This is a genomic window from Actinoplanes lutulentus (assembly GCF_003259845.1).
Lineage (GTDB): Bacteria > Actinomycetota > Actinomycetes > Mycobacteriales > Micromonosporaceae > Actinoplanes > Actinoplanes lutulentus.
The window spans coordinates 156146-175732 of the sequence record NZ_QLMJ01000007.1; the positions used below are offsets into that span (position 1 = coordinate 156146).

At 69.2% G+C, this 19587-nt stretch carries 16 protein-coding genes; 9 read left to right on the forward strand and 7 right to left on the reverse strand.

What is annotated here, in order from left to right; genetic code table 11:
* The first annotated feature begins 136 nt into the window (after positions 1–136).
* Complete coding sequence (locus tag B0I29_RS17580; RefSeq protein WP_111650074.1) at positions 137–2233, forward strand: sigma-70 family RNA polymerase sigma factor; 2097 nt, start codon at positions 137–139, stop codon at positions 2231–2233.
* Between the two features lie 10 nt (positions 2234–2243).
* Here B0I29_RS17580 and B0I29_RS17585 read toward each other — a convergent pair whose 3' ends face one another.
* Positions 2244–2729, reverse strand: coding sequence for a hypothetical protein (locus B0I29_RS17585; protein WP_111650075.1), 486 nt, complete (start codon positions 2727–2729; stop codon positions 2244–2246).
* A gap of 173 nt (positions 2730–2902) precedes the next feature.
* Here B0I29_RS17585 and B0I29_RS17590 point away from each other — a divergent pair, with 173 nt between their 5' ends.
* Positions 2903–4144 carry an NYN domain-containing protein gene (locus B0I29_RS17590; protein WP_111650076.1) on the forward strand — a complete coding sequence of 414 codons (1242 nt, stop codon included), beginning with the start codon at positions 2903–2905 and terminating at the stop codon, positions 4142–4144.
* 56 nt (positions 4145–4200) lie between these two features.
* Here the strand turns inward: B0I29_RS17590 and B0I29_RS17595 are convergent, their stop codons facing one another.
* Entirely contained in the window at positions 4201–4812 is a 612-nt protein-coding gene (locus B0I29_RS17595) for a TetR/AcrR family transcriptional regulator (protein WP_111650077.1), read from the reverse strand.
* 113 nt (positions 4813–4925) lie between these two features.
* Between B0I29_RS17595 and B0I29_RS17600 the strand changes: the two genes are divergently transcribed.
* The gene (locus B0I29_RS17600; protein ID WP_111650078.1) at positions 4926–7148 is read left to right on the forward strand and encodes a glycoside hydrolase family 3 C-terminal domain-containing protein; all 2223 of its coding nucleotides are present in this window, start codon (positions 4926–4928) and stop codon (positions 7146–7148) included.
* Between the two features lie 1246 nt (positions 7149–8394).
* On the opposite strand, the gene B0I29_RS17605 is transcribed toward B0I29_RS17600, so the two are convergent.
* A complete protein-coding gene (locus B0I29_RS17605) occupies positions 8395–8769 on the reverse strand; it encodes a response regulator transcription factor (protein ID WP_111650079.1) in 375 nt (124 codons plus the stop codon).
* Positions 8770–8870: 101 nt separating this feature from the next.
* On the opposite strand from B0I29_RS17605, the gene B0I29_RS17610 reads away from it, so the two are divergent.
* The 5 genes from B0I29_RS17610 to B0I29_RS17625 all read left to right on the forward strand — a co-directional run bounded on the left by B0I29_RS17610 (position 8871) and on the right by B0I29_RS17625 (position 12958).
* Positions 8871–9218 carry a hypothetical protein gene (locus B0I29_RS17610; protein WP_245972587.1) on the forward strand — a complete coding sequence of 116 codons (348 nt, stop codon included), beginning with the start codon at positions 8871–8873 and terminating at the stop codon, positions 9216–9218.
* A gap of 222 nt (positions 9219–9440) precedes the next feature.
* The gene (locus B0I29_RS17615; protein ID WP_111650080.1) at positions 9441–11264 is read left to right on the forward strand and encodes an anthranilate synthase family protein; all 1824 of its coding nucleotides are present in this window, start codon (positions 9441–9443) and stop codon (positions 11262–11264) included.
* A gap of 312 nt (positions 11265–11576) precedes the next feature.
* Positions 11577–11927 carry a type IV toxin-antitoxin system AbiEi family antitoxin domain-containing protein gene (locus B0I29_RS46740; RefSeq protein ID WP_245972588.1) on the forward strand — a complete coding sequence of 117 codons (351 nt, stop codon included), beginning with the start codon at positions 11577–11579 and terminating at the stop codon, positions 11925–11927.
* Positions 11928–11971: 44 nt separating this feature from the next.
* Positions 11972–12532 carry a PDDEXK family nuclease gene (locus tag B0I29_RS46745; protein WP_245972589.1) on the forward strand — a complete coding sequence of 187 codons (561 nt, stop codon included), beginning with the start codon at positions 11972–11974 and terminating at the stop codon, positions 12530–12532.
* Positions 12533–12685: 153 nt separating this feature from the next.
* Complete coding sequence (locus B0I29_RS17625; protein ID WP_111650081.1) at positions 12686–12958, forward strand: hypothetical protein; 273 nt, start codon at positions 12686–12688, stop codon at positions 12956–12958.
* A gap of 11 nt (positions 12959–12969) precedes the next feature.
* On the opposite strand, the gene B0I29_RS17630 is transcribed toward B0I29_RS17625, so the two are convergent.
* From B0I29_RS17630 to B0I29_RS17645, 4 genes are all read right to left on the reverse strand, one after another.
* Positions 12970–13401: a VOC family protein gene (locus tag B0I29_RS17630; RefSeq protein WP_111650082.1), complete on the reverse strand. Its 432-nt coding sequence runs from the start codon at positions 13399–13401 to the stop codon at positions 12970–12972.
* Positions 13402–13464: 63 nt separating this feature from the next.
* Positions 13465–14649 (reverse strand): hypothetical protein, encoded by a 1185-nt coding sequence (locus B0I29_RS17635; protein ID WP_146616808.1) that lies wholly within the window; start codon positions 14647–14649, stop codon positions 13465–13467.
* The gene (locus B0I29_RS17640) at positions 14636–15172 is read right to left on the reverse strand and encodes a SigE family RNA polymerase sigma factor (RefSeq protein ID WP_111650084.1); all 537 of its coding nucleotides are present in this window, start codon (positions 15170–15172) and stop codon (positions 14636–14638) included. The genes B0I29_RS17635 and B0I29_RS17640 overlap by 14 nt, the downstream gene beginning before the upstream one ends.
* A gap of 45 nt (positions 15173–15217) precedes the next feature.
* Positions 15218–17842, reverse strand: coding sequence for an MGH1-like glycoside hydrolase domain-containing protein (locus tag B0I29_RS17645; protein WP_111650085.1), 2625 nt, complete (start codon positions 17840–17842; stop codon positions 15218–15220).
* 262 nt (positions 17843–18104) lie between these two features.
* Here B0I29_RS17645 and B0I29_RS17650 point away from each other — a divergent pair, with 262 nt between their 5' ends.
* A complete protein-coding gene (locus tag B0I29_RS17650; RefSeq protein ID WP_245972590.1) occupies positions 18105–19577 on the forward strand; it encodes a GGDEF domain-containing protein in 1473 nt (490 codons plus the stop codon).
* The last annotated feature ends 10 nt before the right edge of the window (positions 19578–19587 follow it).

The following is a 19587-nucleotide window of genomic DNA, read 5'->3' on the forward strand; positions in this document are numbered from 1 at the left end:
ACCTGGCCTTACCCGGATATAAGCGGCGGCCTCGCTTTACAGCGCCGGAAATGCTGTGCCACGATACGGCTCGATCTCACGATATTACAGCGCGTGACCAGGGAATCCGCCGAGGACCAGCAGGGAAGGGCGTACGGTGACGGAGAGTCAGCTTGCGACCGCGTCGGATAGCGCTCTTGTCCGTGCCGCTCAGGGTGGCAGCGTCGGCGCGCTCGATCAGCTGATCACCGGGCACCTGCCGCTGATCTACAACATCATCGGCCGGGCCCTGAACGGGCACCCGGACGTCGACGACCTGGTGCAGGACACCATGCTGCAGGCCATCCGCAGCCTGCGCTCGTTGCGTGACCCTGACCGATTCCGTTCCTGGCTGGTGGCGATCGCGTACCGGCGGGTGCAGATGTACCTGCGGTCGCGGAAGATGACCCTGACCCGCCGCCACCCGGAGCCGGTCGACGTGCCCGACCCACTCGGGGACTTCGCCGAGCGGACCACCGCCGAGCTGGTCGTCGCCGAGCAGCGCCGGGAACTCGCCGAAGCCGGCCGCTGGCTTGAGGAGAGCGACCGTGAGCTGCTCGGACTCTGGTGGCAGGAGGCGCGGGGCGACCTGAGCCGGGCCGAGCTGGCCGCCGCGCTCGCGGTGAAGCCGAAACACGCCGCGGTCCGGGTCCAGCGGATGAAAGCGCAGCTCGACCTGGCGCGCGGCGTCGTGCGGGCGCTGCGTGCCCGGCCGATGTGCCCGGAGCTGTCGGACACGATCCGGTTCTGGGACGGCGCCACCGACTCGCTCTGGCGCAAACGCCTGTCCCGGCACGTGCGCGACTGCCCGAAGTGCCACGTCTACCAGGCCGGCATGGTCGCGCCGGAGCGGCTGCTGATCGGCGCCGTGCTGCTACCGGTGCCGGCCGCGCTCACCGCCGCGGTGCACGCCGCACTGCAGACCGGCGGCGCGGCCGCGCCGCCGGTGGCGATGAGCCTGGTCGCGCTGGTGCAGAACAAAGCCCTGGTGGCGACGACGGCGGTCACGGTGGCGGCGGGCGGCGGGTTCGCTTATGCGGTGCTGCACCAGCCCGCGTCGCCGGAGACGCCGGTGGCGGTCGCCCCGCTTCCGGTGATCACGCCGTCCGCGCAGGCGACGGCGACGGCGTCGGTCCGGCCGTCGGCAACTCCCAGCTCTCGTCCCAGCTCAGCCGCTGCGATCCCGCAGAACGCGGCCGACATCTATGTCGCGCCGAACGGCTCGGACGACGGCGACGGCAGCGCCGGCAAGCCCTACGCCTCGATCGCCAAGGCGGTCGCGGTCGTGAAACCGGGGCAGACGATCGCTCTGCGCGGCGGAACCTATCGGCCGACCAGCCCGATTTCGATCACCACGAGCGGCACCGCGGCGAAGCGCGTCACGCTCACCGGTTACGCCGGCGAGCGCGCGGTGATCGACGCCTCCGGCATTCCCGCCGACAAGTGGGCGATCACCCAGGAGTCGTCGTACTGGACGGTCCGGGATCTGGAGATCACCGGGGCGCTGAATCAGGCGTACACCTGCCGGTCCTGCACCAACACCGTCTTCCAGCGTCTCGTCGTGCACGGCAGCGGTGGCGCCGGGCTGATGCTGCGCGACGACGGCACGGCCGCGAACCAGGTCCTGGACAGCGACTTCTACGACAACCGCGGCTCCGGCCTCGCGGTGCAGTTCGGCAACGGCGACGGCAACCGGCTGCGCGGCAACCGGGCGTTCCGCAACGGCGGCGACGGCGTCAACCTCGGTGCCTTCAACTCGGCCGTCACTGTCGAGTACACCTGGTCGTTCGGCAACGGCGCGAACGGTTTCGCACTCGGCGGCGGCAACCCGGCCAGCACCGCCGCGCACCGCGTGCGGCACAGCGTGTCCTGGGGCAACAACGGTCACGGGTTCGTCGACGAGGGCAACACCGCCGCGATCGAGCTGGGCAACAACACGGCGTACCGCAACACCGGCCTCGGCTTCGCGATGACCACGGCGCCGGCGATCCTGCGGCTCAACGTGGCGATCCGCAACGACCAGGGCGAGTTCTCGCTGACCTCCGGCGGCAATGCGAACAACAACTCCTGGCAGGACTCCGGCTGGTCGGAATCGGACTTCCGATCCACCGACCCGTCAACCGCCGAGGGGTCCCGCAGCGCCGACGGCGGCCTGCCCGGCACGCCGTACCTCGCCACGACCGACGGGTTGGGCGCCTCGATGTCCGGTCGCTGAAACCCTCTGCTCAGCTCACGCTGAGCGTCTCCGGGATCTTCCAGCCGGGGTACGGGTCATCGGCCGGCTCCGGCATCGGAGCACCCGCCGCGGTCGCCCGGAGCAGCAGCGAGGTGCCGTCGGCCGCGACGATCCGCACGCCACGGGGTGCCTTGCCGCGCGCGTCGGACGGGCCGAGACCGTCCAGCGCCACCAGCTGCCAGCCGCTCAGGCCGGCCGGGCGGGCCGCGTCGAGCAGCAGGCAGACCAGCACGGCGATCCGATCCGGCCGGGCCGGCCACGGCAGCACCGCCGGTGTGGGCAGGACGTTCTCCCCGGACCAGATCGCACCCCAGAGGTACGCCTCGGCGCCGCTGGTGCACCGCACCCGCACGCCGGCCGGGGACGGGCCGCCGGCGACCTGGTCGGTGCCGTACCGATGGACAGTCTCGATCTCAGGGTGACCGCAAGCGGTCAGCAGCCGCTCGATGACGTCGAGAACCTCGCCGAGTCGCACCGGACCCTCCTGCTTTTTCTTGCCTGCTTTTTTCTTGGAAGCCGCGGCCAGTCAACGACGGTTCAGCGGGTGGTGGTCACCCGCTGTGTGCGATTTCGCCGGTGCCACGTTCGAGAAACGCATCTCAGCGCGATCCGGGGCACGAGCAGGCCCGGCACGGTAGGTTCACGGACATGGCCCGGGTACGCGCGGCTCTCTATCTCGACTTCGACAACGTGTTCAGCGGCCTGATCAAACAGGATCCTGACGTCGCCATCCGGTTCGCCAAGGAGCCGGCCGCATGGCTGGCCCGGCTGACCGCATCGCTGACCGTGGACGGTCCACGCCGCTGGCTGGTGGTCCGCTGTTACATGAACCCGGGCGGCTGGGTGCCGAACCCGGACCCGGAGGCCAGCCCGCCGCGCCTCTACTACTCCCAGTTCCGGCCGTTCTTCGTGAACGCCGGCTTCGAGGTGATCGACTGCCCGAGGCTGACGCACACGAAGAACGCGGCGGACATCCGGATGGTGGTGGACGCCGTCGACGCGCTTGCCGACCCGGTGGTCTACGAGGAGTTCGTGATCGCGTCCGGGGACTCGGACATGACGCCGCTGCTGGTGCGGCTGCGGCGCTCCGATCGGCGTACCACGATCGTCTCGCCGTCGGACGCCGCGGAGGCGTTCGTGGCCGTGGCCGACCGCCTGATCACCAGCCAGGAACTGCTCGAACTGGTGCAGGGTGAGCCGGTCGAGACCGACGAGGAGCCGCCCGAGGGCCCGGCCGCGGTGGTCGCCGAGGCCCCGGTCTCCTACGAGCAGTTCCGCGACCTGGTCCGCTGGCGTTACGAGGCGACGACCGCCCCGCTCAACCTGGCGTCGCTCGCCCACGACCTGCGCCGCCAGCTCGGCCCGAGCGTGGACGAGACGAACTGGTTCGGCTTCGGTGGCTTCGTCCGCGGCCTGGAGAGCCTCGGGCTGGCGCACGCGAAGTTCTCCAACCACTTCGTCTGGGACGAGAGCCGGCACGACCCGCCCGAGTCCTCCGGCGGCTCCGGTCCGGCGCCCGAGCCGGTGGGCCGCCTCAGCGCCCTGCTCAGCCTGCCCCGGCTGCCCCGGGAGATGTGGCCGGACGTCTACCAGGCCCTCGCCGAGTACGCGGCCGACCACCACTTCAACCTGACCGAGGCGACCCGGTGGGCCCGCGACCGGCTGGCCGAGAACGGCGTGGACGTGAGCCGCGCCTCGATCGCCTTCGTCACCCGGGGTACGGCGTTCGGCGGAGCACCGCTGTACCGGCAGCCGCCACCGGTCGCCGAGGAGATCGCCACCGCGTTCGCCGACAACGTGCTGAACCGTGCCGAGGCGGCCTCCATCGCGCTGACCGACGAGGAGTCCGCCGAGGTGCGGGAATGGCTGGGTGCGGCGAAAGAGGCCTGAGGCCGGCTCCGGTGCCGGTGCCGGTGCCGGTGCCGGTGCCGGTGCCGGTGCCGGTCTCACAGACCGGTGAAGAGTCTTTCGGCGGCCGATTCCCAGGAGTCGACCAGGTCGATCGAGGCCGGGTCACGCAGCCACTGGATCTGGAGGCCGTCCATCATCGCGACCACCTGGCCGGCCAGCCGGAACCGGGCGACCTCGCCGCCCGGCGCGAGGCTCGCCAGCATCTTCAGGGTGTTGCGCTGCCGGTCCTGGAAATATCCATGCGCCGGGTGGCCGGGCGCCAGCGACTCGGCCTCCAGCACGGCGAACAGCCGGACGATCTCCGGCTGGCCGGCGTTGCGGCGGACCAATGCCCGGCAGACCTGCCGCAGGGTGATCCCCGCGTCCGGTGTCCAGACCCGGTCGACCGGCACGGCCAGCTCCTCGGCGAGCGTGCGGGTGTCCACCTCGTCGCGGTGCTCCAGGACCGCGACCAGCAGATTGTCCTTGGTGCCGACGTGGTGCAGCAGGCCCGGAACGGTCAGCACGCAGCCGTCCGCGACGTCCTGCATCGACAGCCCCCAGAAGCCGCGCTCGGCGACCAGACGGGTCGTGACCTCGATGATCTGCCGGCGCCGCTCGGCGGCCGGCAGCCGGGCCCGCTCGCGGCGGATGGGCTGGGTTTTCACAGCGTCTTTCCTACCAGCAACCCCTTGCTCCGCCGGTGCGGGCGGGGTTATGTTTCCCGTTAATTAATACCTAGTAGGTACTCAGTAAGCAGTCTCTAGGGAGCTTCGATCTCATGTCTTCCGAGCTCAGCACCGCCGACCAGGCGGCGATCACCAGTGGCAGCGACTTCTGGCACACCAGCGCGGTCGAGTCCGCCGGTCTGCCCGCGGTCACCGTGACCGACGGCCCGCACGGTGTGCGCATGCAGGCCTCCGGCGGCGACCTGCTCGCCGGCGTCCCGGCCACCTGTTTCCCGCCCGCGGTCGCCAGCGCCTCCACCTGGGATCCCGACCTGCTGCGCCGGATGGGTGAGGCGCTCGGCGACGAGTGCCGCGCGCAGGACGTCGCGGTGCTGCTCGGCCCCGGTGTCAACATCAAGCGCAGCCCCCTCGGCGGGCGCAACTTCGAATACTTCTCCGAGGACCCGATCCTCACCGGCATCCTCGCCACCGAGTGGGTGCGCGGCCTACAGAGCAAGGGCGTCGGCGCGTCGCTCAAGCACTTCGCGGTGAACAGCCAGGAGACCGACCGCATGCGGGTCAGCGCCGAGGTCGACGAGCGCACGCTGCGCGAGATCTACCTCCGCGCCTTCCACCGGGTCGTCACCCAGGCCCAGCCGTGGACCGTCATGTGCGCCTACAACAAGGTCAACGGGGTCTATGCGAGCGAGCACCACTGGCTGCTCACCGAGGTGCTGCGCGACGAGTGGGGCTTCGAGGGCCTGGTCGTCTCCGACTGGGGCGCCGTGGTCGACCGGGTCAAGGCCGTCGCCGCCGGGCTCGACCTGACCATGCCGGGGCCGGACGCCGCTGGTGATGCCGCACTCGTCGGCGCCGTCGAGGCGGGGCAGCTCGATCCGGCGTTGCTGCGGGTGTCCGCTGAGCGCGTACGAAAGCTGGTGGAGAAGGCCGGGCAGCGCCCGGCGGGAGGTTACGACGCTGCCGCGCACCACGCTCTGGCCCGGGAGATCGCCGGCCGCGCGATCGTGCTGCTGAAAAACGAGGGTGGCCTGCTTCCGCTGGCTGATTCCGGCGTGTCGGTCGCGGTGCTCGGCGAGTTCGCCCGCACCCCGCGTTACCAGGGCGGCGGCAGCTCGCAGATCACGCCCACCCAGCTCGACGACGCGCTCACCCAGATCCAGGCCTCGACCGGCGCGGCCGTCACGTTCGCGGCGGGTTACACGGTCGAGGGCACCGAGGCGGACGAGGCTCTGCTGGCCGAGGCCGTCACGGCCGCGCGGTCCAGTGACGTGGCCGTCGTCTTCGTCGGCAGCGTGCACGAGACCGAGGGCGCCGACCGTGACTCGCTCGACCTCCCGGCCTCGCAGCTCGCGCTGATCGAGCGGGTCGCCGCCGCCAATCCGCGGACGATCGTGGTGCTCTCCAACGGCGCGGTCATCGCGACGAAGCCGTGGGACGACACGGTCCCGGCCCTGGTGGAGGGCTGGTTGCTCGGCCAGGCCGGCGGCAGCGCCATCGCCGACGTGCTCTTCGGCCGGGTCAACCCGTCCGGCCGGCTCGCCGAGACGATCCCGCTGAAACTCGCCGACCACCCCTCCTACCTGGACTTCCCCGGGGAGAACGGCCACGTGCGGTACGGCGAGGGCATCCACGTGGGCTACCGCGGTTTCGACGCCCGGGAGCAGGATGTGGCGTACCCGTTCGGCTTCGGCCTGTCGTACACCACGTTCAGCTACGGCACCCCGAGCGCTGTCGCCACCGCGACCGGCATCGAGGTCCGCGTCCCGGTCACCAACACCGGCAGTCGCGCCGGGCGTGAGGTCGTGCAGGCGTACGTGTCGCTCCCCGGTTCTTCGGTGCGCCGGGCGCCGCGCGAGCTGAAAGCGTTCGCCAGCGCCGAGATCGAGGCCGGGGCGACCACCGAGGTGGTGCTCACGATCGACCGGGCCGACCTGGCGTACTGGGAGACCCGCCTGGGCCGCTGGGTGGTCGAGGGCGGCGCCTACCAGGTGTCCATCGGCGCCTCGTCCCGTGACATCCGCGCCGAGGTGACCCTCGACGTCACCGCCGACGACGCCCGGGTCCCGCTGACCGTCGAGTCCAGCGTCGGCGAGTGGTTCGCCGACCCCCGCGGCGCCGAGCTCCTGGGCGCCGCCTTCGCCTCCGCGGCAGCCGAGGCCGCCGGCGACGCGGACAGCCCCATGTCCGCGATGGCCGCCGACCCGGCCATGCTGATGATGCTGGGAAGCCTTCCGCTGAGCCGGATGGCCGCCTTCCCGGGCAGCCCCCTCCACGCGGAGCAGCTCGACAACCTGGTCAAAGAGGCCAACAGCTAGCCCCCGCCCGCCCGGCCGCCCTTAACCCACGTCCAGCCGCGACACCACCCGAGCCGCGCCGCGGCACCACCCGGGCCGGGCAGGGCCGGGCAGGGCCGTGGCATTGGCCGAGCCGAGCCGGGCCGTGGCATTGCCCGGACCGGGCCGGGCCGCGTGGCATTGCCCGAGCCGGGCTGCGGCGTTGCCCGAGCCGAGCTGGGGCGTGGCGTCACCCGAGCCGGGCCGGGGCATTGCCCAGGCCGGGCCGGGGCATTGCCCAGGCCGGGCCGGGGCATTGCCCGGACCGGGCCATGACCTGGCATGCCCAAGCTGGGCCATGACGTGGCATTGCCCGGGCCACGGGATTACCCGAGCCACGGCATTGGCCCGAGCTGCAGCATTAACCCGAGCCACAGTGTTGTCCGGGCTGCGGGGTTGCCCGGGCTGCGGCATTGCCCGGGGTGTGGCTGCGCGCGCTCGGTTTGGCTGGCGGCGGCTGGTTGCCGCCCGGCTTGCTTGGCGGCGGCTGGCTCGCTTTCCTCATAGACAGCGCGATCTTGGCGGGTTCTGGCTGCTCGACTTTGCCATCGTGGAGGCGGGCGACCCAGGTCAGGGGCACTTTCGACGGGAACCTCGTGTTCCGTCTGGCGGCACGATTTCCACGATCCTTGCCGGCTGTGGCCGGATGGCCGGACGGCGCCACTTGTCTCACCGAACTGTCACGGAGGGTGAGCGCCAGGCACGGGTGCCGCCGTTGTCGGCCCGATCTTGGAGAATCTTGGGTGTTCTGGCGGTGTTCTGGCCACCACAGGTTTCCAAGATTCGGCGATTTCCGCCTTTTATGACGGCAGTGCGTGATCAGGGTGCTCGCGGAACGCTCGGAGTCGGCATGCCGCGGGCGGCCTTCCCGGAAACTTGTGCGTTTGTGGTTGGACGGACGGCCGAACCGCACAAGATTCGAGCGGTACCTCGCAATGAGAGCCGTCTTGGCGCCAGAACCCGTCGGCGGCCCGCCGAATGGCGAAACTCGGCGGCAGGTCGCGGGAGATGAAGACCCAGGCCGGGATGTCGCCGTAGGGTTCCAGCCATTTCGAGTGGCTGATGCGACGGCCCGGGTTGTCACGATCGCGGGCGGGGCGGTGTGGCGAGTTCTACGTGCGGGTTCGGCTCAGTCGGGCCTCTACCGGCGGGTTCGGCTCAGTCGGGCCTCTACCGGCGGGTTCGGCTCAGTCGGGCCTCTACGTGCGGGTTCGGCTCAGTCGGGCCTCTACGTGCGGGTTCGGCTTAGTAGGGCCTGGATGCGGGAGACCAGCTCTCGGGGGCTGAACGGCTTGGTCACGTAGTCGTCGGCGCCCGCGCTGAAGCCGCCTTCGACGTCCTGTTCCTGGACTCGGGCGGTCAGCATGATGATCAGCATGTCGGCGGTGCTGGGGTCAGCCCGCAGCATCCGGCAGACGTCGATGCCGGATAGACCCGGCATCGAGACGTCGAGCACGGCAAGGGTCGGATGATGCGCGCGCGCCGTGTCCACGGCGGCCTGCCCGTCCCCGACGGTAATGACCTCCAGACCGGCCTGTTCCAGCTTGAAAGCCACCAGATCGCGGATGTCGGCATCATCGTCGGCCACCAGGACCGTCGTCACGGCAGTTCCTCCCTCGACCCTTTTATTGGACTTTATCGCGTTAAACCCGGCTGGGGGTCGGAACTGCGACCGGCGGCAGGCACGAACAGGGGACGACGCCGGTGCAACTCAGCGGCAACCTGGAGGAGCCGGGGTTGCATCCTCCCGGCGGTGTGCTGGATCAGCCGAACACCGCGGCCGATGAAACCACAGCACCACCGGATGGCTTGGAGGACCGGATGAACGCACTGCTCGCCGACGAACGTTCCGAAGCGCTCTTCGCCTCGGATGTGCAGCGCTCGCAGGAGCCGACGCCGGAGCTGATCCGCGAGGCGGTCACCGCCACGGTGGGCCGGCTCGGAGCGACCGGATGTGCCGAGCTGGTCGCCCAGGAGTTCGGCGAGCACCCGGACTGTGCGATCAACCGGATGAGGTGGGCTCGCAATGCCATCCGACGCGCGTTCGCGTGACAAGTGGGCGGTCACCACGGGGGTCGATTGTGCGTACCCTCTGGCGCGCGGAACGCGCGGGCCTTAAGCTTTCCGCCATGCTCGCGAAAATGATGTGGTGGCCCGCCTGACCGGCGGCCCCTTTATCGCGAGCTGAATCAGCTACCGCGGCCGCCTCTCCGAGGCGGCCGTTCTGCTGTGGCCCGTCCTCGGTCAGCGGCCTTGCCGAGGAACGAGGATCCCATGCCATTCGCCCTGCTCCACCGCGACGGTGCCGACCACGTCGAAGTGCTCACCGGTGATGTCGTCACGGTGGAAACGCTCGCCGGCATTCCGCTGGAACCGGGCCGGCCCGTTCTCGCGGTGATCCCCTATCGGCAGATCGCCGAACGCGGTTTCGACTGCGTCGACGACGGCGCCCCGCTGGAATGCCTCCTCGTCGACAGCATCGAACGCCAGCCGCTCGACGCCTTTCCGCCCGGTGACCTGACGGTTCGGGACGGCGGATTCGACATCAGCGACGCCGAATACGGCACGATCGTGGAACGTGTTCTGCGCGACGAGATCGGGAACGGCGAAGGCGCCAACTTCGTCATTCACCGCGTGTGGAACGGCACTGTTGACGGCGATCCGGTCGAGGCGGCGCGGGCTGTTTTCGGTCGGTTGCTCGCGAACGAGCAGGGCACCTACTGGACGTTCCTGGTGCACACCGGCACCCGCACGCTCGTCGGCGCCACCCCGGAACGCCACGTCAGCGTGGCCGACGAAATCACCATGATGAATCCGATCAGCGGCACGTTCCGCCACGGCTCCGGCTCCATCCTCGATTTCCTGCGCGACCCCAAGGAGATCGAGGAGCTCTACATGGTCCTCGACGAGGAACTCAAGATGATGGCCACCGTCGCCGAACACGGCGGGCAGGTCGCCGGGCCATTCCTCAAGGAAATGGCCCACCTCACCCACACCGAATATCTGCTCGCCGGGCGCGGTTCCCTTGACGTGCGCGACGTGCTCCGCGAGACAATGTTCGCGCCGACCGTCACCGGCAGCCCGATCGAGAACGCCTGCCGCGTCATCGCCCGCCACGAACAGCGCGGACGCCGCTATTATGCCGGCGTCGTCGCCCTTCTCGACCACGATTCGGCCGGTCGGCAGACGCTTGACGCGCCCATTCTGATCCGCACCGCCGAGATCTCCCCGGACGGCACGCTGCGCATTCCGGTCGGCGCCACGCTGGTCCGGCATTCGACGCCGGCCGGCGAAATCGCCGAGACCCACACCAAGGCGGCGGGCATTCTGGGTGCCTTCACTTCCGCTTCTTCTTCGGTACGGGAAACCTCGTCATCGTCGGAAACTCAGGAACTGCTGGCCGCTCGCAATGTGGAGCTGGCGCGGTTCTGGCTCGATTCCCGGGAGCCGGGCGCGCTGGAGGTCCCGGAACTGGCAGGGCGCACCGCCGTGATCGTGGACGGTGAGGACACGTTCACCGCGATGCTCGCCCACCAGCTGAAGGCTTTGGGTCTCGGCGTCTCGGTGGTGCCGTGGTCCGCGCCGGTCCCACCCGCCGATCTTGTCGTGGTCGGCCCGGGTCCTGGCGATCCCGGTGACCTCTCCGATCCGAAGATGGCGACGTTGCACGCGCTGATCCGGTCGTTGCTGGACTCGGGGCGGCCGTTTTTCGCGGTCTGCCTCGGCCAGCAGGTGCTGGCGGCGGAGCTGGGGTTGTCGCTGGTTCGCCGGGACTCGCCTTATCAGGGGCTGGCCCGCGACATCGACCTTTTCGGAACGGTCCGCCGGGTCGGCTTCTATTCAAGCTTCGCCGCGATGGCGGGGTTGGGGGTGGGCTCCGCTGAGGCGGGGTTGGGGATGGGCTCTGCCGGGGTGGCGGCGAATGTGGAGCTGGCGGTTGATCCGGTGGATGGGCTGGTCCACGGGCTGCGCGGGGCGCGATTCGCGGGGGTGCAGTTCCACCCGGAGTCGGTGCTGAGCCGGGACGGGGTGGACGTGTTGCGAGAACTGTTGCCGCCATTGCTGGCGGAGGTGGTTAGCCCGATCGTGAGCGGGTAGCGAAAGAGGTACCGGTGGTCCACGGTGATCGAGAGCCTCACCGTGGACCACCGGCCTACGTCTCCCGACCATGAACGTACGCGAAGTCGTTCACAGGGGGCGGTGAGCGCACGCGAAGTTGTTCACAGGGGCGGTGAACGCACGCGAAGTCGTTTTCTCGGGGCGGTGAGCGCACGCACAAACGGTTTGCGTGCGCTCACCGCCGTCATAGGGGCGGTGAGCGCACGCGGAACGATTTTGCGTGCGCTCACCGCCCTTCGCGGTTGTCCACAGGGGCTTTCGCAAGGGGTCGTGGGTTGCCACGCTCGCTGGGTGGACCACATCGATCCGCGCTTTCGCGAACTGCTCCGGCGCCAGCAGGGAGTTGTCGCGTGGCAGCAGGCGCGTCGCTGGCTCAGCGAGAAGGAAGTCCGGCACCGGGTCGACTCCGGGCGATGGCAGCGGGCGCATCGGGGCGTTTACCTCGCTCACGACGGTCCGATCAGTGAGCCTCAGCGCTGGTGGGTCGCCAGCCTGGCCACAGGTGAGGGCAGGCCGGCGCTTCTCGCCGGGATCACGGCGCTGTCGCTTCGCGGATTCCGGCGGCCGAACGCCCATGGCGACGGCACCATCCATGTCCTCGTGGCCGACGGCCGGGTCGATCGCGACGTCCCGCCCCGGTGATCGTGCATCGCACCCGGCACCTTCCGCGGGAGTACGTCCGTTCCATGGCACATCCTCCGTGCACCACGGCGGGGCGGTCTCTTGTTGATGCCGGGCAGTGGGCGCTCACCGACACCGCCGCTGTTTCGATCGTCGCGGCGGCTCTGCAGCAGCGGGTTGTCGCCGCTGATGAGGTGTGGGCTGTGCTCGGGGCCCGGCGGCGGTTGCGGCGGCGGAAGGTCATCGCCGCTGCGCTCGTCGACGCGGGTGGCGGGTCGGAGTCGGGTTATGAGGTGGAGTTTCTGCGGCTCTGCCGTAAGGCCGGGCTGCCCGAGCCCTCGCGGCAGGCGGTGCGGCGTGATCGGGCGGGGCGGCGGCGGTACCGGGATGTGTTCTTCGAGCCGTGGGACGTACAGGTGGAGATCGACGGTTCGCAGCACATGGAGGTCCGTGGCTGGTATGCCGACATGCGGTCCGGCAACGAGATCGCGATCAGCGGGGTGCGGCTGCTGCGCTTTCCCGGGTGGTCGGTCCGGCACCGGCCGGAAGAGGTAGTCGCCGACGTCCGGGCGGCGCTGCGAGCCGCCGGCTGGCGCGACCCGCGAACAGAGCGGAAAGCCGCGTGATCACCCGGAGACGCTCATACTTCGAGGTGACACTTGCGGTGGGGTTGACCTCGGCTTGGTTTGGGGGGTAGGGGCTGCGGGCACTCGGTCGGCGCAGCACGACCTGGAAAAGCAGGAGCTCGCAAAAAAGCATGATCTGGCGAGGAGAGGGCCTTGGCTGAGCCGCACGTGACTCTTGATCCTTATTCGCTCAACCCGGTGGAGCAGAAGCTGCGCGGTCCGCTCGAGGATCAGCTCAGCTCGGCCCTTCAGGCCGCAACCACCAAGATCACCCATCAGTACGACGGGCAGAGCGTCGAGCAGGTCACCACGATGCTGCTCGAACAGGCGAAGGCGGGGTTGCACCCGGACATCGCCGCAGGTTTCAACCCCGACCACGAGCAACTACGCCACGTGGCCGAGGAAATCGTGAGCCGCGCCAACTAGGCGCGCACCAGCTAGACCTTGGGCGGACGCGCCACCTCCGGCGTGTTCGCCCAGTTCCGCGTGGACAGGACCACCCGATGACCGTCCGGGTCGGCGAACGTCACGCCCCAGCGGTCCCAGTACGGCCCGGCGGACACCCGGCTTCCGCCCGCCGCGACGATCCGCTCGCCCCAGGAATCAGGCACTGAGCCATCCAGATAGATCACCAGCAGATCGTGCTCGCTGACGTCAGGAACGCCAGGCCCCGGAACGCACACCAGCTCGAGATGCCACGCGGCCCCGGTCAGCCCGACCATCACGATGTCGTGCTCCCCGGGCCCATCGGCGAAACCTCGGTACAGCACGTCCAGCCCCAGCCCGCCGGCATAGAAGCGCTCGGCCGCGGCCAGATCCCGAACCGGCCGGGCAAGACGGATGTGTGCGTCGGCATTGATCTGCGTCATGCCTCCCATTGCACCAAAAAGTAACGGCCGAGCACAGGGCCCGGCCGTTACTCAACAGATCTCCTACTTGAGGGCGTCCGAAGCGTCGAACCAGGTCGACGGCTTCTTGACGTCGGCCAGTTTCAGGCCCTTGAGTACCTTGGTCATCTCCGCGTCGGACAGGCGTCCGCCGCTGGCGACCTGGATGCTGGTCTTGCCGTCGGGGCTGCGGTGCGTGCAGAAGCCGTTCCCGCACTTGATCGTCGTGTTGCCGGTGGTCTGGTTCGAGTTGGTCTGCGGCACCACGAAGATCTGGAAGCTGCCCGGGAGGTCCTCGCCGTCAGCGCCGCCGAACGGCTCGACGAGACCGGACGTGGCCGGCGGCGTGTTCGAGAAGATCGCGCCACCGAAGTCGCCGTCCCGAGCCGCGGCGATGCCGTTGAGGCCGGACATCGCGTTCGTGCCGGTCTCGACGGGCTGGTATCCGGCCGGAACGTAGTCCAGCTCGAACGGCAGCTTCGCCTTGGCCGGCGACGAGGACGGCTTCAGACCGGCGACGATCTTCTGCATCTCGTCGGCGGACGGGTCGATCTCCTCGCTGGAGTGGCTCTCCAGGACGGCGTACGCGTCCGGCGCGTACTCCCAGGCCAGGGCGCGACGGTACATCGAGCCGTTGCCGTCGCCACCGGTCTGGTACGCCTTCTTCCCGTCCACGGTCAGCGCCGTGGCGCCGGCCAGCTTCGCCGGGTCGAACGCGCCGGGCCGGTACAGCACCAGGTACGCGTAGATCGTCGGAGTCTCCGGAACGGCCTCGCCGTTCTTGAGCTTCTCCAGCTTGTCGTTCATGGCGTCGACCTCTTCATCGGTCGCCGCCCTGTCGTTCGACTCCCGGCCGTCCAGGTAGACCGACGCGATCTGGTACGCCGTCGACGTGACGATCGGCGCCTGCACATGCCAGCGGCCCGCGTCGTACGCGTCGAACGTGAACGTGAACGGGTCCTCCGGGAAGGCCCAGCTCGCCGGGGCGACGGCCACTGTGCCGGGAGCGGCCGCGGGCGGCGTCACCGTGCTCTGTCCCGTACCCCCGAAGATCGAAGGAACGGAGACCGCCGCACTCACCGCAACCACCGCGAAGGCCGCGCCCGCGCCGGCGAAAGCCGCGCGGCGGCGGCGCTGCACCTTCCGGCCGCGTCCGACGATCTCATCGACCGTGTTCGAGTCCGGCGGCGCGTCCGACGTCGCCAGATCCACCACCTCATGCAACCGCACGGGACAACTCCTCGATTTCCGCGACCTGAAGGTCGATCTTTTCGGCTACCAGAATCTCGCGCAGGCGGCTGAGCCCGCGCGACGTCTGGCTCTTGGCGGTGCCGACGGAGACACCCAGAACTCCCGCGGTCTCCTCGAGGCTGAGCCCGAGGTAGTAGCGGAGGATCAGCGCGGCACGCTGCTTGCGTGGCACCGCGCGCAGCGCGACCTGAACCCGGAGACGCTCGTCAGTGGCGGCCGCCGGGTCGTCACGCAGGGCGACATCCGGCATGGCATCCCCGGCGGAGCGTTCCCGGCGCCACGGCCGGCGGGTCTCGTCGACCGCTGCCCGGTACACCATGGTCTTGGCGTACAGGTCGGGCCGGTCGAGCTTGCGCCAGCGCGGATAAAGCTTGGCCAGGGCGGTGGCAACGGCGTCCTCAGCCGTGTGCCAGTTACCGCAGGTGAGGTACGCCAGCTTCCGGAGCGGGCCCAGCTGGGCCGCCACGAACTGGCGAAAACCTTCCTCTTCCTCGGCGTTCAAGATCGGCTACCTCCTTCGACGGAGGTGGAACGTTCGCAGCCGGTTCTAAGGTTGCACGGGTTTCGAGTGCAATTCGAAAATGAGGTCGATCACGAGCGCGGTCCACCCGGTCTGGTGCCATGCTCCCAGGCCGGCGCCGTTGTCACCGTGGAAATACTCGGGGAAGACGATGAGATCCTTCCAGTCCGGGTGGGTCTGGAAGAGGTCCGTCGCGCCGTAGATCGGCCGTCGCCCGTCCGCGCCGGGCAGGAACAGCGCGATCAAGCGCCGCGACATGTCGTCGGCGATCTCGCCGAGCGGCATCTTCGTCTGCGACCCGGTCGGGTACTCCGCCTTCAGATCGTCGCCGTAGAACGACGCGAACTCCCGCAGCGCCTCCACCAGCAGATAGTTCACCGGCATCCAGACCGGCCCGCGCCAGTTCGAGTTGCCGCCGAACAACCCGCTGGTGCTCTCGGCAGGCTCGTAACCCACGGTGAAATCCGACCCGCCGAGCGAGACCGTGAAGGGTTTCTCCAGGTGAGAGCGAGACAGGGTACGCAGACCGTACGGCGACAGGAACTCCTCGGGGTCGAGCAGCCTCGCCAATATCCGGAGCAACTGGTCCTGACCCACCATGCTAAGCAGCCGCTGCTGCCGCCGGTCGGCGCCACCGAGCCGCCGCGCGCTGATCACGTCGCCGTAGTCACGCTGGGTGTGCAGCATCCAGCGCACCCGCGAGTTCAGCGACGGCAGCCGGTTCAGCGTGTCCGAGGTGAGCCGGGTGGTGGCGGCGAGCGGCAGCAGGCCGACGATCGAGCGGGCCTTCAACGGCACCTTGTGCCCGTCGGGCAGCCGCAGCACGTCGTAGAAGAAGCTGTCCTCGTCGTCCCAGAGCCCCTGCCGGTACGCGGCCTCGGCGATGTACGTGAAGTGCTCGAAGAACTTCGTGGCCATGTCCTCGTACGCCCGGTCGTGCAGCGCCAGGATGATCGACATGTCGAGCAGGTTGAGGGCGTACATCGCCATCCAGCCCGTGCCGTCGGACTGTTCGAGCACCCCGGCGACGGGCAGCGCCGCCGACCTGTCGAACGGGCCGACGTTGTCCAGGCCGAGGAAGCCGCCCTCGAAGACGTTGTTGCCGCCGACGTCCTTGCGGTTGACCCACCAGGTGAAGTTGAGCAGCAGCTTGTGCATGATCCGGGACAGGAAGTCGTGGTCCCGGGAGCCGTCGATCTCGAAGACGCGCAGCGCGGCCCAGGCGTGCACCGGCGGGTTCACGTCGGCGAACGACCATTCGTACGCCGGGATCTGGCCGTTGGGGTGCAGGTACCACTCGCGGAGCAGCAGCAGGAGCTGGGACTTGGCGAAACCCGGGTCGACGCGCGCGATGCTGACGCAGTGGAAGGCCAGGTCCCAGGCCGCGTACCAGGGGTACTCCCACGGGTCCGGCATGCTGATCACGTCGAAGCTGTTCATGTGCCACCAGCCGTTGTTGCGCCCGTAGCGCCGGCCCGGTGGTGGTGGCGAGTTGGCCGGGTCGCCGACCAGCCACTGCTTCACGTCGAAGTGGTAGAACTGCTTGCCCCACATCAGCCCGGCGATGGCCTGCCGGGCCACCTGCTTCTCGTCGGCGGAGGCGGCCTGCGGGATCACGCTGTCGAAGAACTTGTCGGCTTCGGTTTGGCGCGACCGCATGACGTCGTCCCAGCCGGCGTCGAGGTCGGCGGCTTCGAGAGGCCGGTCGCTCTGGGTAAGCCGTAGGCGAATCGTCCGAGTTTCTCCCGATTTAAGGGAAATTTCGTAATGTAGAGCGCCTTTGGTTCCGGTGCCCAGCGGGTTCACCGTCGGCATGTCGTGGATCAGGAAGTCGTTGATCCCGTCCTTCGGGTACGGCGACCGCCCCGGCAGCCCCCACAGCCGCTGCGAGTTCGTCTCGTTGTCGCACATCAGCGCCGGCGCCTCGTCGACGCCGTCCAGCGTGATGTGACCGATCGACCGATGAATGCCGGCCAGCCGACCCGGCGTGCCCGCCATCGCCGGCGCGGTCCGGTTCGGCAGGCCCCACGACCAGGTGTTGCGGAACCAGAGGCTGGGCAGCACGTGCAGGGTCGCCGGATCGGGGCCCCGGTTGGAGACGGTGATCGCGATGCAGACGTCGGTCGGCGACGCCTTCGCGTAATCGACGGTCACCGCCCAGAAGCGGTCCTGGTCGAAGATGCCGGTGTCGACGAGCTCGTACTCGCCCTCGTTGCGGGAGCGCTGGCCGTTGACGCGTACCAGCTGGTCGTACGGAAATTCCTCCTGCGGATAGTGGTACCGCCAGCGCATCCACGAGTGGGTGGGCGTCGAGTCCTGGTACCACCAGTAGTCCTTGGCGTCCTCGCCGTGGTTGCCGCCGTCGCCACCGAGGCCGAACATCCGCTCTTTGAGGATCGCGTCCTCGCCGTTCCAGAGCGCGAGCGCGAAGGCGAACGTCTGACGGTCGTCGCAGAGGCCGGCCATGCCGTCCTCGTTCCACCGGTACGCACGGGAGCGCGCGTGATCGTGCGGGAAGTAATCCCAGGCCGTGCCGTGTTCGCTGTAATCCTCACGAACCGTGCCCCAGGCACGCTCGGCCAGGTAGGGACCCCATGCGCGCCACGGCTGCTCGCCGGAGTCCGCCTGAGCCAGCCGGTCCCGCTCCGACACTTACGCCCTCCAATAACTCTTCGTCCGAAGTCGATCACACTGAGACTGTCACGTGGATGTGTCAAGTGAGACTTGTTCACGGCCTATCTGGACCCTTTGTCAGAAAAAGTTACCGAAACTTCGTCTCCACCGCCGTGAACAAGTCTCATCGTGGGTCGGATCCTGGGGTTTATGGCATGCCACGGCTTATGGGCCTCCGCCAGCAACCGGAAGAATCCGGTTCGGCACCCGGACCGCAACCGGACCCGGGAAGGTTTGCCGGGTGCAGCGCGAGCGAATTTCCCGGTGGCGGGCCCCGGCCGGCGGCCTCACGCTGTACCTCTGGCTTCTCGTGCTGGCCGCCTGCGTCGTGGCCCGGCTCCTGCTCGGCCGGTCGGACCGGTCCTACCTGGTGATCGTCGCGCCGTACCTGCTCGTCAGCATCGCCACACCGGTGCTCATCGTGATCGGCACGCTGCGGCACCGGCCACCGCACCGGGGCGGCTGGCTGATCCTGGCCGTGGCGCAGCTGCTCTACGCCACCGGCGACACCATGTCGGTGTTCGACAACTGGCTGGGTGAATTCCTCGAACCGACCCCGGCTGACGTCGTCTACTTCATCTATTACGCGTTCGCCGTGACCGCCGTTCTGATGTTCATCCGCCGGCGCACACCGGGCTGGGACCTGGCCAGCGGCATCGACGCGCTCATCGTCGCCTGCAGCGCGGGCCTGCTGACCTGGGTGTACCTGGTGGAGCCGCTCACCTCGGACTCCGGGCTTCCTCTTGCGGCCAAGCTCACCGAATCGGCGTACCCGGTCCTGGATCTGATGCTCTTGATCCTCGCCGTCCGTCTCATGCTGGGCGCCGGCACACGCGGGCCGGTGCTGTACCTGCTGCTGACCAGCCTGACCCTGATGTTCACCGCCGATCTGCTCTACGCGGTGCTCGGCGTGGTGTCCGGCGAGAGCACCACGGAGGCCTGGCTCGACGCCGTCTGGATGACCTCGCTCGGCCTGCTCGCCGCAGCCGCCCTGCACTCCGGGATCCGGACCTTCGACCAGCGCACCGGCAGCGCCATCCCGGACGCCTCACGCGGCCGCCTGCTGATGCTCGCCATCGCCGTCCTGATGGCTCCGGCCGTCCAGATGATCGAGCACCTGCGCGGTGACGACCTCAGTGTTCCGCTGGCGAGCGCCGCCTGTGCCGTGATGTTCCTGCTGGTCCTGGCCCGGATGTCCGGTCTGGTCGCGACGCAGCGCCAGGTCGCGGTCAACGACGGCCTCACCGGCCTGCGGACCCGCCGCGCCTTCGAGGAATCACTCACGGCCGAGTGCCGACGAGCCAAACGCCATGGGTACGAGGTCGGCCTGCTGATCGTCGACGTAGATCACTTCAAACGGGTCAACGACACCTACGGGCACCCGGCCGGTGACCGGACGCTGCGGGAGGTGGCCGACCGGCTCCGGAACAACGCCCGCACCGGCTCGGTGGTCGGCCGGTACGGCGGCGAGGAGTTCGTCCTCCTGGCGCCCCACATCGACGCCGTCAACCTGCGCGACTTCGCCGAACGGATCCGAGTCGCCGTCGCCGGCCTGCCCGTCAAAGCGGACGACGACGTGCTGCTGGGCGTGACCGTCTCGGTCGGCGGCGCCACCGGAACCGACCCCGGCGACCTGATGCGCGTCGCCGACGCCGCCCTGTACGAGGCGAAGGCAGCCGGCCGAAACCGATCAGTCCTCGCCGCCGCCGACTAGGGTCGGCGTC